This window comes from Hydrogenophaga sp., from assembly GCF_011772445.1.
GTDB lineage: Bacteria > Pseudomonadota > Gammaproteobacteria > Burkholderiales > Burkholderiaceae_C > Hydrogenophaga.
Genome location: NZ_WVZN01000044.1, coordinates 32,839 through 46,233, shown reverse-complemented (window position 1 = coordinate 46,233; position 13,395 = coordinate 32,839). Strand labels below are relative to the sequence as shown.

The 13,395-nt window shown below is 69.9% G+C and carries 14 protein-coding genes; 5 read left to right on the top strand and 9 right to left on the bottom strand.

What is annotated here, in order from left to right; all coding sequences use genetic code 11:
- Window positions 1-84: 84 nt before the first annotated feature.
- From GTO19_RS17360 to GTO19_RS17345, 4 genes are all read left to right on the top strand, one after another.
- On the top strand, window positions 85-333 hold the full coding sequence (locus GTO19_RS17360) for an AbrB/MazE/SpoVT family DNA-binding domain-containing protein (protein ID WP_291020285.1): 249 nt from the start codon (window positions 85-87) through the stop codon (window positions 331-333).
- Entirely contained in the window at window positions 330-809 is a 480-nt protein-coding gene (locus tag GTO19_RS17355) for a type II toxin-antitoxin system VapC family toxin (protein WP_291020283.1), read from the top strand. Before GTO19_RS17360 ends, GTO19_RS17355 begins: the two co-directional genes overlap by 4 nt.
- A gap of 62 nt (window positions 810-871) precedes the next feature.
- Window positions 872-2,740, top strand: coding sequence for an NAD(P)/FAD-dependent oxidoreductase (locus GTO19_RS17350; protein WP_291020281.1), 1,869 nt, complete (start codon window positions 872-874; stop codon window positions 2,738-2,740).
- A 50-nt stretch (window positions 2,741-2,790) separates the two neighbouring features.
- Window positions 2,791-3,498, top strand: coding sequence for a glycine zipper 2TM domain-containing protein (locus GTO19_RS17345; RefSeq protein ID WP_291020280.1), 708 nt, complete (start codon window positions 2,791-2,793; stop codon window positions 3,496-3,498).
- A 69-nt stretch (window positions 3,499-3,567) separates the two neighbouring features.
- Here GTO19_RS17345 and htpX read toward each other — a convergent pair whose 3' ends face one another.
- The 6 genes from htpX to GTO19_RS17315 form a co-directional block, all read right to left on the bottom strand.
- Window positions 3,568-4,437, bottom strand: a complete 870-nt coding sequence (gene htpX, locus GTO19_RS17340; protein ID WP_288254187.1) for a protease HtpX — start codon at window positions 4,435-4,437, stop codon at window positions 3,568-3,570.
- A gap of 135 nt (window positions 4,438-4,572) precedes the next feature.
- Window positions 4,573-5,310: a DUF3025 domain-containing protein gene (locus GTO19_RS17335; RefSeq protein ID WP_291020276.1), complete on the bottom strand. Its 738-nt coding sequence runs from the start codon at window positions 5,308-5,310 to the stop codon at window positions 4,573-4,575.
- 15 nt (window positions 5,311-5,325) lie between these two features.
- Window positions 5,326-6,372 carry a dihydroorotase gene (gene pyrC / locus GTO19_RS17330; RefSeq protein WP_291020274.1) on the bottom strand — a complete coding sequence of 349 codons (1,047 nt, stop codon included), beginning with the start codon at window positions 6,370-6,372 and terminating at the stop codon, window positions 5,326-5,328.
- Window positions 6,373-6,418: 46 nt separating this feature from the next.
- Complete coding sequence (locus tag GTO19_RS17325) at window positions 6,419-7,330, bottom strand: amino acid ABC transporter substrate-binding protein (protein ID WP_291020272.1); 912 nt, start codon at window positions 7,328-7,330, stop codon at window positions 6,419-6,421.
- Window positions 7,331-7,476: 146 nt separating this feature from the next.
- The gene (locus GTO19_RS17320) at window positions 7,477-8,391 is read right to left on the bottom strand and encodes a LysR substrate-binding domain-containing protein (RefSeq protein ID WP_291020270.1); all 915 of its coding nucleotides are present in this window, start codon (window positions 8,389-8,391) and stop codon (window positions 7,477-7,479) included.
- 59 nt (window positions 8,392-8,450) lie between these two features.
- Complete coding sequence (locus tag GTO19_RS17315) at window positions 8,451-10,268, bottom strand: ABC transporter ATP-binding protein/permease (RefSeq protein ID WP_291020581.1); 1,818 nt, start codon at window positions 10,266-10,268, stop codon at window positions 8,451-8,453.
- A 67-nt stretch (window positions 10,269-10,335) separates the two neighbouring features.
- Between GTO19_RS17315 and GTO19_RS17310 the strand changes: the two genes are divergently transcribed.
- Window positions 10,336-10,785: an acyl-CoA thioesterase gene (locus GTO19_RS17310; RefSeq protein WP_291020268.1), complete on the top strand. Its 450-nt coding sequence runs from the start codon at window positions 10,336-10,338 to the stop codon at window positions 10,783-10,785.
- A gap of 13 nt (window positions 10,786-10,798) precedes the next feature.
- Here GTO19_RS17310 and GTO19_RS17305 read toward each other — a convergent pair whose 3' ends face one another.
- Genes GTO19_RS17305 through GTO19_RS17295 form a run of 3 tightly spaced genes read right to left on the bottom strand, consistent with a single transcriptional unit; the run spans window position 10,799 to window position 13,367 of the window.
- The gene (locus tag GTO19_RS17305) at window positions 10,799-11,590 is read right to left on the bottom strand and encodes a crotonase/enoyl-CoA hydratase family protein (RefSeq protein ID WP_291020265.1); all 792 of its coding nucleotides are present in this window, start codon (window positions 11,588-11,590) and stop codon (window positions 10,799-10,801) included.
- Window positions 11,587-11,958, bottom strand: a complete 372-nt coding sequence (locus tag GTO19_RS17300; RefSeq protein WP_291020579.1) for a hypothetical protein — start codon at window positions 11,956-11,958, stop codon at window positions 11,587-11,589. Before GTO19_RS17300 ends, GTO19_RS17305 begins: the two co-directional genes overlap by 4 nt.
- A gap of 5 nt (window positions 11,959-11,963) precedes the next feature.
- Window positions 11,964-13,367, bottom strand: coding sequence for an acyclic terpene utilization AtuA family protein (locus GTO19_RS17295; RefSeq protein ID WP_291020262.1), 1,404 nt, complete (start codon window positions 13,365-13,367; stop codon window positions 11,964-11,966).
- Window positions 13,368-13,395: the final 28 nt, after the last annotated feature.

Here is a 13,395-nt window from a genome sequence, read left to right as displayed (position 1 = left end):
ACCCGGGTTATTTATTTTTACCCGGGTCATTGTGCCAGACGCCCCTCGAAGTCGGTAAGATTCTTACTCCACCAGAGTCTTACCATGAAGATCACCAGCAAGGGCCAGGTCACCATTCCCCAGGCGGTGCGCGAACGGGCGCGCCTGCTGCCGCACAGCGAGGTCGACTTCGAGGTGCTGCCCAACGGCGACGTGCTGATGCGCGCCGTCAAACCCGCCGTCTCGCGCACGCGCCGGGCCTTCGAGCGCACGCGCGGCAGCGCCAACGCCAGCGGCTTCAAGGACATGGACACGGACGCCTTCGTGCAGTGGTTGCGCGGGCCGCTGCCATGAGCGGCGCCGGGCCGTTCGCGAGCGGCCACGTGGCCGAACCCGACCCGCGCTACCTGCGCGAGGGTGGCGTGTCCGGCACCCTGGTGGACACCTGCGTGCTCATCGATGTGTTCGCCGACGACCCGAACTGGGCCGACTGGTCGATCGACCAGCTCGAACGCTGCGCCGACACCGGCCCGCTGCTGATCAACCCGATCATCCTGGCCGAGCTCAGCCCGCGCTTCGAGACAGCGGCCGACCTGGAGGCCACGCTCGCCGGACTGCCGCTGCAGCGCGCGCAATTGCCCTGGGACGCCGCCTTCCTCGCCGGCCAGGCCTTCAAGCTCTACCGCCGCGAGCAGGGCCAGCGCAGCGCGCCCCTGCCCGATTTCTACATCGGCGCCCACGCCTGGCTGCAGGGCCTGCAACTGCTCACGCGCGATCCGAACCGCTTCCGGCGCCACTTCCCTCGGCTGCCCCTCGTCACGCCGTCCTGAGCGCGGGCCGGCGACAATCGCCCGCTTCCTGGTCCGCTTGATCGCCACAAGCCCCACGACCCATGATCCGCATCGCCGAACTCAAACTCACCCTGGCCGAGCTGCCGGCCGAAGAGCGCCGCGCCGCCGACGCCCCCGCCGAAACCGAGGCCGACCGCGCGCCGCCGCCTCACCCGGTCGACGCCCTCACCCGCCAGGCCGCGCAGGTGCTGGGCGTCGAACCCACCGCCATCGCCAGGCTGCAGGTCTTCAAGCGCAGCTTCGACGCCCGCAAGGCCGAGCTGCTGGCGGTCTACATCGTCGACGTCGAACTGGCCGACCCAGCCACCGAAGCCGACCTGCTGGCGCGCCACGCGAAGCACCCGCACGTGCGGCCCACACCCGACATGTCGTGGACGGCGCCGGGCCAGGCGCCGGCGGGTTTCCCGGCATCCGGGGACGAGCGTCCGGTGGTGGTGGGCTTCGGCCCCTGCGGCCTGTTCGCCGCGCTCGCGCTCGCGCAGATGGGTTTCAAACCCATCGTGCTGGAGCGCGGCAAGCCGGTGCGCGAGCGCACCCGGGACACCTGGGCCCTATGGCGCCGCCGCGCGCTCAACCCGCAGAGCAACGTGCAGTTCGGCGAAGGCGGCGCCGGGCTGTTCTCCGACGGCAAGCTCTACAGCCAGATCAAGGACCCGCGCTTCCTCGGCCGCAAGGTCATGCGCGAATTCGTGGAGGCGGGCGCCCCAGAGGACATCCTCACCACCGCGCACCCGCACATCGGCACCTTCAAACTGGTGAAGGTGGTGGAGGCCATGCGAGAGAAGATCCTCGCGCTGGGCGGCGAGATCCGCTTCCAGCACCAGCTCACGGGGCTGATCACCGCGGGCGAGGGCGCCGGGCGCCGCCTGCGCGCCCTGCGCGTGCACCGGCTCGACACGGATGAGCCCGTCGAACTTCCTGCGCGGCGCGTGGTGCTGGCCCTGGGCCACAGCGCGCGCGACACCTTCGCCTGGCTGTGGGACATGGGCGTGGCCATGGAGGCCAAGCCCTTCTCCGTGGGTTTTCGCATCGAGCACCCGCAAAGCCTGATCGACCGCGCCCGCTGGGGACGCCACGCCGGCCACCCCTTGCTGGGCGCGGCCGACTACAAGCTCGTGCACCACGCGAAGAACGGCCGTGCCGTCTACAGCTTCTGCATGTGCCCGGGCGGCACGGTGGTGGCCGCCACGTCCGAGCCCGGCCGCGTGGTCACCAACGGCATGAGCCAGTACTCGCGCGCCGAGCGCAACGCCAACTCGGGCCTGGTCGTGGGCATCGAGCCGGCCGACTACCCGCAGACCTTTCCGCAAGACACCCCGCTGTGGACCGCCGCCTTCGGCGAGGCCGACGGCGCGCGCTACGCCGCACAGGCCCAGGCCCTGCGCGAGCGGGGCGAACACCACCCGCTGGCCGGCGTGGTGCTGCAACGTCAACTGGAAAGCCGCGCCTACGAGCTCGGCGGACGCGACTACAGCGCACCGGGCCAGCGCGTGGGCGACTTCCTCGCCGCGCGGCCCAGCACCGCGCTCGGCGAGGTCGAGCCTTCGTACAAACCCGGCATCCACCTCACCGACCTGGCCCCGTCCCTGCCGGCCTACGCCATCGACGCCATCCGCGAGGCCCTGCCCGTGTTCGGCCGCCAGATCCGCGGCTACGACCTGCCCGACGCCCTGCTCACCGGCGTGGAAACGCGCACCTCCTCGCCGCTGCGCCTCGACCGGGACGACAGCTTCCAGAGCCCCAACACGCGCGGCCTGTACCCGGCCGGCGAAGGCGCCGGCTACGCGGGGGGCATCCTGTCGGCCGGCGTGGACGGCCTGAAGGTGGCCGAGGCCCTGGCCCGCGAACTGCTCGGCCAGCCGCCCGTCGGCGCCTTTACAAAAAGTGACAAGGCCGGCACGCCGGCTTGACGCAGCGGGGGCAGCATGCAGTCTCCCCATTCCTCTATCAGGAGCCTTCCGTGAACACCCTCAGAACGCTTGTCTGGCTTCCCCTGGCGGCAGCAGCGGCCGCCGCCACCGGCACGGCCCACGCCCAGGAAGAGCAAGGCCGCGTCATCAGCAGCACGCCCATCATCCAGCAGGTGGCGGTGCCGCAGCAGGTCTGCACCGATGAGCAGGTCACCTACCCGGGCCGCAAATCGGGCGCGGGCGCGGTGATGGGCGCCATCGCGGGCGGCGCGGCGGGCAACGCCATCGGCGACGGCAGCGGCCGCGCCGCGGCCACCGTCATCGGTCTCATCGGCGGCGCCATGCTGGGCAACCGCATCGAAGGCGCCAGCCCGCCACAGACCGAAATCGTCCGCAGCTGCGGCACGCAAACCTTCTACGAGCCGCGCACCGTGGCGTACGACGTGGTCTACGAGTACGCCGGCCGCCAGTACCGCACGCAGATGGCGCAAGACCCGGGCCGCTACGTGCGCCTGAACGTCACGCCGGTGGACGCCATGCCCCCGCCGCCCGTCACGTACCCGTCGCGCCCGCAAGTGCGTTACGAGACGCCGCCCCCGCACGTGGTCTACGACAACGGCTACCCGTCCGGCTACTCGAACATCTCCACCGAGGTCGTGATCATCGGCGGCCAGCGTTACCACCGCCCCCCGGGCTGGCGCGGCCACCCTGGTCCCGGCTACTACCCCGGCCACCCGCACCACGACCGCAACCGCTGAACGCCGTTTCCACGGACAAAAGAAAAGGCCACCCTCGGGTGGCCTTTTTGCTGGGCGCTCGCGGCGCGATCAGCTCGCCTGCAGCGCGGCGATGCGCTCTTCGATCGGCGGGTGGGTGCTGAACAGCTTGCCCAGGCCGCCCGTGATGCCCAGGGCCTGCATGGTCTTGGGCAACTCGCCCGGCGTCAGACCACCCAGGCGGGCCAGGGCGTTGATCATGGGCTGTTTGCGGCCCATGAGCTGCGCGGCACCCGCGTCGGCGCGGAACTCCCGCTGGCGGCTGAACCAGGCCACGATGATGGCGGCCAGGAAGCCCAGCACGATGTCCATCACGATGGTGGTGACCATGTAGCCAATGCCGGGGCCCGAGTTGCTGTCGCTGCCGCGGCGCAGGAAGCTGTCCACCGCGTAGCCGATGACGCGCGACAGGAACACCACGAAGGTGTTCATCACGCCCTGGATCAGCGTCATGGTGACCATGTCGCCGTTGGCCACGTGCGCGACCTCGTGGCCGATCACGGCCTCGACCTCTTCGCGCGTCATGTTCTGCAGCAGGCCGGTGGACACGGCCACCAGCGCACTGTTCTTGAACGCGCCGGTGGCGAAGGCGTTGGGCGCGCCCTCGAAGATGGCAACCTCGGGCATGCCGATGCCGGCCTTGTCGGCGAATTTCTGCACCGTCTGCACGATCCAGGCCTCGTCGGCCGTCTGCGGCTGGTTGATCACGCGCGCGCCCGTGCTGAACTTGGCCATGGGCTTGCTCATCAGCAGCGAGATGATGGCGCCGCCAAAACCGATGACGAGGGAGAAGCCGGCCAGCGCCGTCATGTTCAGGCCGTTGGCCGTGAGGAAACGGTCCACGCCGAGGATGCGCGTGGTGATCAACAACACCGCCATGACGGCGAAGTTGGTCAGAACGAACAGCAGGATGCGTTTCATGTGTGCTCCGTTAGGCGCCGGCCTCGTGCGTGCCGGCTGCGCAAGATGACCCTGGTTCGGGCCTGCAGGTTCCCTGTGCCCCGTCAAGGGCAGCGGATGATACCGGCACGACAAGTGGGGTTGATGGCGCCGGATTCAAGCGGCGCGCGGCGGGCGAAACACCGTGGGGTCGGCGTAGAACGCGGGGTCGGCGTTGGCGGGCCACCAGCCGGGCACGCCCAGCACGGGCAGCGGTGTGAAGGGCTTGGCGCGCAGGCGCCCGGCGTCCAGGCGCTCGGCCAGCCAGGCGTCCCAGGCCGTCAGGTCGTCACCCAGCGCCTCGGGCACGGGCAAGGCCAGCACGTGCGCCGTGATCGACTTGTAAGGCTGCGCGAGCTTCTCCAACAGCGCGTGCCCGAACAGCACCAGCCGTGCCTGCCGCCACATCGGCCCTTGCTCCAGGAACAAGCCGTGCCAGTCGCGCGCCAGCAGGGCGCGCCACAGCGGCTCCGGCGCCCGCAGCAGCGCCGCGTTTTCGTCGAACAGGGTGATGGCGTCGCGCAGGGGCCCACGCACCGCACCGACGCCGTCGGCCGCGATGGCCTGCGCCTGCAGCCGGTTGAGTTGGCGCTTGCTCGCGGGAAAGCGGTGCCAGATCAGGCCGTTGAACAGATCGTGGGCGTTCTCGCGCGTGGGCACGCTGCCACTGTTCGCGATGAACGCTTCGTAGGCCTCGCCTTCTGGCAGCGCTGCCTGGGGCACGGCGCGCAGCGGGCCCGGGGCTTCACGGTTCAGCGCCAGGGGCAAGGACAGGCCTTGCGCCTGCGCGGCCTGTACGGCGCGGCCCGACCCGGCCAGGGGCGCGAACCACGGGGCCGACCAGTCGATGGCCATGGCCTCGGGCCGCGCTCAGGCCAGCAGCCGCCAGCGCAAGGCTTCGCCGCCGCGCAGGGGTTTGAGCTCGGCCTCGCCGAACGCATAGGACTCGGGCGTCGTCCAGTTCTCGCGCTTGAGCGTGACGGTGCCGGCATTGCGCGGCAGACCGTAGAAGTCGGGCCCATGAAAGCTGGCGAAGCCTTCGAGCTTGTCGAGCGCGCCAGCGGCCTCGAAGGCCTCGGCGTAGAGCTCCATGGCCGCGTGCGCCGTGTAGCAGCCCGCGCAGCCCACGGCGTGCTCCTTCAGGTGCGCGGGGTGCGGGGCGCTGTCGGTGCCGAGGAAAAACCGGTCGCTGCCACTGGTGGCGGCCTGTACCAGGGCCACGCGGTGCGTCTCGCGCTTGAGCACGGGCAGGCAGTAGTAGTGCGGGCGAATGCCACCCAGGAAGATGGCGTTGCGGTTGTAGAGCAGGTGGTGCGCGGTGATGGTGGCCGCCGTATGGGCACCCGCTTCGGCCACGTACTGCGCGGCCTCCTTGGTGGTGATGTGCTCCATCACGATCTTCAACTCGGGGAAGTCGCGCCGCAGCGGAATCAGCACCTGGTCGATGAACACGGCCTCGCGGTCGAACAGGTCGATGTCGGCCGAGGTGACCTCGCCGTGCACCAGCAGCTTCAGGCCCTCGCGCTGCATGGCCTCCAGCGTCTTGTAGGTCTTGCGGATGTCGGTCACGCCCGCGTCGCTGTTGGTGGTGGCACCGGCGGGGTAGAGCTTGAGGGCCACGACGCCGGCCGCCCTGGCGCGCGCGATTTCATCGGGCGGCAGCTTGTCGGTGAGGTATAGCGTCATCAGCGGCTCGAAGGCCAGGCCCGGGGGCACGGCCGCGAGGATGCGCTCGCGGTAGGCCTGCGCCTGTGCCGCCGTGGTCACCGGCGGCTTGAGGTTGGGCATGATGATCGCGCGGCCGAACTGCGCGGCGGTGTGGGGCACCACGGCCTGCAGGGCGGCTCCGTCGCGCACGTGCAGGTGCCAGTCGTCGGGACGGGTGAGGGTCAGGGTATCGGGGGTGGCGGCGCTCATGGTGCCGCGATTGTCGCAGCCGCCACCACGGGGGCCGTTCAAGGCCTCATGGCACCTGGTCGGTGGGAAACTTCCAGAAGTCGCGCAGGAGGTAGCTGATGGGCAGGTTCAGCGGCACGTTGTTGGGCGGAATCGCCTGCTCGAACCACTGCTGGTAGATGCCATGGATCTCGCGGCTGAAGATCAGGCGGCGCATCTCGTCGTCCACGATCTTCTTGAAGCCCGCATCGCCCTTGGGCAGCATGATGGCCAGCGGCTCCGTCGTCATGAAGCGGCCCACCACCTTCAACGCAGCCGGATCGGGCCGCGTGGACGCCAGGCCGTAGAGCAGCACGTCGTCCATCACGAAGGCGTCGGCCTCGCCGCGCTCGACCATCTGCACGCCCTTCTCGTGGTCCTCGCTCTCGACGATGTCCATGCGCAGCCCGCGCTCGGCCTTGATGCGGCGCACCGCGCCCAGCGGCGTGGTGTTGCGGGTGACGGCGACGCGCTTGATCTCGGGCTGGTCGATGCGTTCGATGCCGCTGCCGGCCTTGACCAGCATGCGCGCGCCGGTGATGAAGTGGGGGATGGTGAAGGCCACCTTCTCGCGCCGCGCGGCGTTGTTGGTGGTGGAGCCGCATTCCAGATGGGCCTTGCCGGTCTCGATGGCGTCGATGCGGTTGGCCGGTGTCACCTGCAGGAAATCGATCTGAAGACCGGGCAAGCCCAGTCTGGCCTGCACGGCGGCGGCCAGGCGGCGGCAGAGGTCCACCGCGTAGCCGATGGGGCGTTTGTCCGGCCCGAGGTAGGAAAACGGCACCGAGGATTCGCGGTGAGCGATCACGATGCGGCCCTGCGCGCGAATCTGGTTGATCACGGGGCCCGCGTCATTGGCCGGGGCGGGGCCGGCTGAAGACACGAAGGCCAGCGCAGCCAGGGCCGTGCGCAGGAAGACGGGAAGTGAGGGCTGGGGCATGGCGAGCGTCCTGTCGGTGTGTCGTGCATCCACGGTGGGACGGGACGATACGTCGCACTTCGCCAGTGACCGCTACCGCCAATGCGGTATTTCTTTGCACGACCGCACCAAAGGAATCGGCGTGCCGATCGGCGGTGAGCGGCGGCTCAGGGGAGCAGGTCGCTCAGGCGATTCCAGAAGCCGATGGCGGCGCGCTTGCCCTTGCTGGTGTCCATCGGCCGTGTGCGGTACAGGCGGATGTCCAGCGTGAGGCTCAGGCCCTCGGCCGCGGGCACCAGGCGGCGGGCCGCGACCTCGTTGCGCACGGCGCTGGCGGGCAGGAAGGCGATGCCGTGGCCTTCGATGGCCATGGCCTTCAGGCCTTCGGCCATGTCGGTTTCGTAGACGCGCTCGAGCTGGGCGGCCAGCGGCGTGTCCTTGAGCAAATGCTCGACCGCGCGGCCCAGGTAGGCCCCCGGCGCGTAGCCCAGGAAGGGCTGGGCCTGCCCGCTGGGCGAAGGCAGTGCATGCAGCGGCCCGCCCTGCGCGTTGGGCCGGCTGTAGGGCGCCAGCACCTCGGTGCCCAGGGGCAGCATCTCGTAGCGCGAGGTGTCCAGCTGGATGGGATGCGCCGCGTGGTGGTAGGCGATCAGCAGATCGCAACTGCCTTCCACCAGGCGCATCACGGCGTCGTGCACGTTGAGCGCGATCAGCCGGCTCTTCACGGGGCCGACCGTCTCGCGCAGACCCGACAGCCATTGCGGAAAGAAGGTGAAGGCCAGGGTGTGCGGCACGGCGAATTCGATGACGTCCTGCGCCGCCGCCGTGTGTGCGCGCAGCATGGCGCGCGTGGTGTTGAGGGTTTGCAGCAGGTCCAGCGCCTGTTCGTACAGCGTCTGCCCCGCCGGCGTGAGCCGCGTGGGATACGACGAGCGATCGACGAGGTCCGTGCCGGCCCAGGCCTCCAGCGACTGGATGCGGCGCGAGAACGCCGGCTGGGTGACGTGCCGCAGCTGCGCCGAGCGGCTGAAGCTCCGGGTCTCGGCAAGGCTGACGAAATCTTCCAGCCACTTGGTTTCCATGGCGCGCGATTATGGTGTGGTGAAGGCTCGAAACCCGCTGGGGTTTTCGCGATCGGGGCTCAATCGTTGCCGGCTTGCTGCAGTGCCCACATGCGGGCGTAGGCGCCGCCTTGCGCCACCAGATCGGCGTGCCGCCCACGTTCGACGATCCGTCCGCTGTCCAGCACGAGGATCTCGTGGGCGTCGACCACCGTGGACAGGCGGTGGGCAATGACGAGCGCGGTTTTGTGCTTCGACACCTGGCGCAGTTCCGCCTGGATCGCCCGCTCGTTGGCCGAATCGAGCGCGCTGGTCGCTTCATCAAAGATGAGGATCGGCGGGTTCTTGAGCAGCGTGCGCGCAATGGCCACGCGCTGCTTTTCGCCACCGGAGAGCTTGAGCCCGCGCTCACCCACCATGGTGCGCCAGCCTTGTGGCAAGCGCTCGATGAAGCCGCGGATGTGCGCGGCCTCGGCCGCCGCCACCGCCGCGTCGTGCCCGGCCTCGGGCCGGCCGTAGAGGATGTTGTATTCGATGGTGTCGTTGAACAGCACCGTGTCCTGCGGGACGATGCCGATGGCCTCGCGCAGGCTCGATTGCGTGACCTCGGCGATGTCCTGGCCGTCGATGGTGATGCGGCCACCCTCCCCGTGGTTGCTGACGTCGTAGAAACGGTAGAGCAGGCGCGCCAGCGTGCTCTTGCCCGAGCCCGAAGGCCCCACCACGGCCACCGTCCTGCCGGCCGGGATCTCGAAGCTCACGCCGTGCAGGATCTCGCGCGCAGGCTCGTACGCGAAGTGCACGTTCTCGAAGCGCACGGCCGGCGGACCATCGAGCGAGAGCCGCTGCGCGCCGGGCGCGTCGGCCACCTCGCGCTCCTTTTCCAGCAGCGAGAACATCTTCTCCAGGTCCGTCAGGCTCTGCTTGATCTCGCGGTAGAGCACCCCCAGGAAGCCCAGCGGGATGTAGAGCTGGATCATGAAGGCATTGATCATCACCAGGTCGCCCAGCGTGAGCTCGCCCGCCACCACGCCGTTCGTGGCGCGCCACAGCATCAGCACCAGCGCCGTCGCGATCACGAGCTGCTGCCCCGCGTTGAGCAGGGACAGCGTGCGCTGGCTCACCAGCCGCGCCTTGCGCAGCTTCTGCAAGGCCTCGTCGTAGCGCGTGGCCTCGTACAGCTCGTTGTTGAAGTACTTGACCGTCTCGTAGTTCAGCAGCGAATCGATGGCCCGCGTCTGGCCTGCCGATTCGAGTTCGTTCATGCGGCGGCGAAACTGCGTGCGCCACTCCGTCACCACCACGGTGAAGCCCACGTACAGCACCAGCGCGGCCAGCGTGATCCACACGTAGCCCATGTCGAACTGCGTGCCCAGCAGCGTGAGCACGAGCACCACCTCGATCAGCGTGGGCACGATGCTGTAGAGCGAGTACGAGATGAGCGACTGCACGCCGCGGGTGCCGCGCTCGATGTCGCGCGTCATGCCGCCGGTCTGGCGTTCCAGGTGGAAGCGCAGGCTCAGGCTGTGCAGGTGGCCGAACACCTGCAGCGCGATGTGGCGCGTCGCGCCTTCGGTGGCCTTGGCGAAGACCAGTTCGCGCAACTCGGTGAACAGGCTGGTGCACAGGCGCAGGCCGCCATAGGCCAGCAGCAGGCCCAGCGGCACCACCAGCAGGGCCTGCGCGCTGCCCGCGGGGATGTTCATGGCATCAACCAACTGCTTCAAGAGCACCGGCACGCCGACGTTGGCCACCTTGGCCGCCACCATGAACGCCAGCGCGGCCATCACGCGCCACTTGTATTGCCACAGGTAGGGCAGCAGGCGCTGGAGGGTAGACCAGTCGGAGCGGCCCGTGGACACGGGCGCGGCATTGGCAGAGGTGGGAGGCAAGGCCATGTGGCCTTGGCTGGGGTTGTCGCGGCGCATGCAAGACAATCGTGGGAGTCAGCCGGAGATTGTGCCCATGCCCAACGATTCAAGCCCCGCCCACGCGCCATTGCCCTCATTGCCTTCGGACCACCGCGAACTGGTGCTCAAGGTGATCCCCATGCCGGCGGACGTCAACGCCAACGGCGACATCTTCGGCGGCTGGGTCATGGCCCAGGTCGACCTGGCCGGCGCCGTGGTACCGGCCCGACTGGTGCGCGGGCGCATGGCCACGGTGGCCGTGAACCAGTTCGTCTTCAAGCAGCCGGTGCGCGTGGGCGACATCCTGAGCTTCTACTCGCAGGTCACGCGCATCGGACGCACCTCCATCACCGTGATGGTGGAGGTCTTCGCCGAGCGCATCTCGGCTCAGGGCCAGTACCTGAAGGTGACCGAGGCCAGCCTGACCTACGTGGCGATCGATCACGAAGGTCGACCCCGGCCCATTCCCGAGGAGTCCAAGGCTGGCTGGAAAGCGCCGGTCTGAGCCGGCGGCGGCCTCAGAACCGCCCGTGCCGCCCCTGTCCCGCGGCGAACCGCTGCGCGCCCTCCAGCGCGTCGGGAATGCGGGCCTTGCCGCGCTGCCACTCCTGCTGCAAGGCATCGGGCAGCGGCATGTCCCACTGAGCGTAGGCGCTCTCGCGGTCGGCCAGCATGGTGGCCTGCGGGAACGCGGCCAGTTGGCGCGCCAGCGCGATGGCTGCCTCGCGCGCCTGCCCGTGCGGCACCACACGGTTGGCCAGGCCCATGCGCAGGGCCTCGTCCGCCTCGAGCTTGCGCCCGGTGAGGATCAGGTCCATCGCGTGGCCCATGCCGATCAGGCGCGGCAGGCGCACCGTGCCGCCGTCGATCAGCGGCACGCCCCAGCGCCGGCAGTAGACGCCGAAGTAGGCGTCGGCTTCCATCACGCGCATGTCGCACCACAGGGCGAGCTCCATGCCACCGGCCACGGCCGCGCCGCTCACGGCAGCGATCACGGGCTTGGACAGGCGCAGGCGCGAAGGCCCCATGGGGCCGATCGCGCGGGCGTCGGCGCGGTCGAAGTCCAGGTCGGCGAGCGCGCCGCCCTCGCCCGCCCGGGCGGCGCGGGCGCCGAACTGCAGGTCCCAGCCGGCGCAGAAGTGGCCGTGCGCGCCGTGGAACACCGCCACCTTCGCCGCCGCATCGTCCTCGAAGGCCAGGAAGGCCGCATGCAAATCGCGCGCGGTGGCGCTGTCCACCGCGTTGCGCACGTCGGGGCGGTCCAGGGTGACGACGCGGATGTCGTCGAAGGATTCGGTGCGGACTGTCATGGTGTTCCCCACCAGCCGACGGGTGCCTGTTTCCGCGCGGCATCCAGCTCGGCCGCCTCCACCTCGATCTCCAGCCGCAGCAGGGCCGCGGCCATGGCCTTGCCCAGGTTGTCCAGGCGCAGGTTGCGGGCGCCACCGCCCTGCAGCGCGCCCTTGAGCACGAACTTCATCGCCAGGATGTTGGGCAGGGCCCAGGCATCCACCTCGCCCGGCAGCCAGGGCGCGAAGTGCTCGCGCACGCGCTCGGCCGTGACCTCGCGCTGCAGGATCGCGTAGCCCGCGGTGTTCCAGGCGAACAGGCCGAAATCCACCCAGTCGGCCTTGTCGCCGCTGCGCGCGTGGGCGATGCGGGCCAGGGGAATGCGCACCCGGCTCAAGATTCGTCTCCCAGCAGCTCGATGCGCACGCCCGCCTCGACACCCTCGCGCTCCACCAGCGTCGGCCAGATCCCCAGCAGCTCGCTCACGTTGTGTAGCCCGGTGAAGCCGCAGGTGTAGGCCGGGCCGCTGAGCCCCATCCACGGGAACAGGCGCCCGAAGCCCTCGGCCGCGGCCTTCTCGTTGGTGCGCAGCACCAGCCGCGTCCAGATCTCGTTGAGCTGGTTGAGCGCGTCCACCGCCGGCAGCGGCGCCAGCGGCCCGTGCGCGGAATTGAGGCCCGGGTACTCCACATACAGCTCCTCGTGCGGCATGCGCCGCTCCTTCAGCAAGGCGCGGATGGTCGCCTGCGCCTGCTGCGACTTGTCCCAGGCGTCCGGCCAGGAGAAGCCCCAGGTCACCTCGGCCTTGTAGCCGTCGCGGAATCCCGCCACCACCTTCAGCCGGTCGCCCGGCGCGCGGCCGCGCGCGCCCGTGAGCCGCACGCGGTCCTGTCCTTCGTCCTCCAGGCGGATGCCGCCCATGTCCAGCACCACGTCGGGGCTGTGGTACGCGTGCGGGTCGTGCACTTCGTACAGCAACTGCTGGCGCACGGTGTCGAAGTTGATGCGCCCGCCCGTGCCCGGCGCCTTGGTGATGAGCGCGCTGCCGTCGGCGGCGACCTCGGCGATCGGGTAGCCGATGTGCGCCAGATCGGGAATGGTCTGCCAGTGCCCCTGGGCGCCGAAGTTGCCCCCGCTGCCCTGGCCCGAGCACTCCAGCAGGTGTCCCACCGCGAGGCCCTGCGCCAGGCGGTCGAGCTCGGCCCCTTCCAGTGCGCCCTCGATGCTCCAGCCATGCGCGTGCGCGATCGGGCCCAGGAACAGCGCCGCGTCCGCCACGCGGCCGGTGATGACGATCTGCGCGCCCTCGTCCAGCGCCTGCACGATGGGATCGGCCCCCAGGTAAGCGTTGGCGAACACCAGGCGCTCGCGCACCGCGTCCACCGGCGCGCCAGTGAACAGGTGGGCGAATGCACCACCGGCACCGCTTGTGTCGGCCAGCCGCGGCAGCACGTCGTCGCCCGTCACCACCGCGATGCGCGCCTTCAGGCCCTTGGCCGCGAAGGCCGCCAGCACCGCCTGCGCCGCGCCGCGCGGGTTGAGTCCGCCGGCGTTGCAGACGAAGCGCACGCCATGGCGCTGCATCAGCGGCCACAGGCGCAGCAGCAGCGGCACCACGTCACGCGCGTAGCCCAGCGCGGGGTCGCGCTGGCGGTCCTTCTGCAGGATGGCCAGCGTGAGTTCGGCCAGGTGGTCGCTGGCGATGAACTGCACGTCGCCGCGTTCGATGCTCGCGGCGACGGGCTCCCACGCGTCACCGTAGAAACCCAGGCCGGCGCCAATGCGTACTGACTTCATCGCCCCATCATCCTGGCGCCTGCGCGAC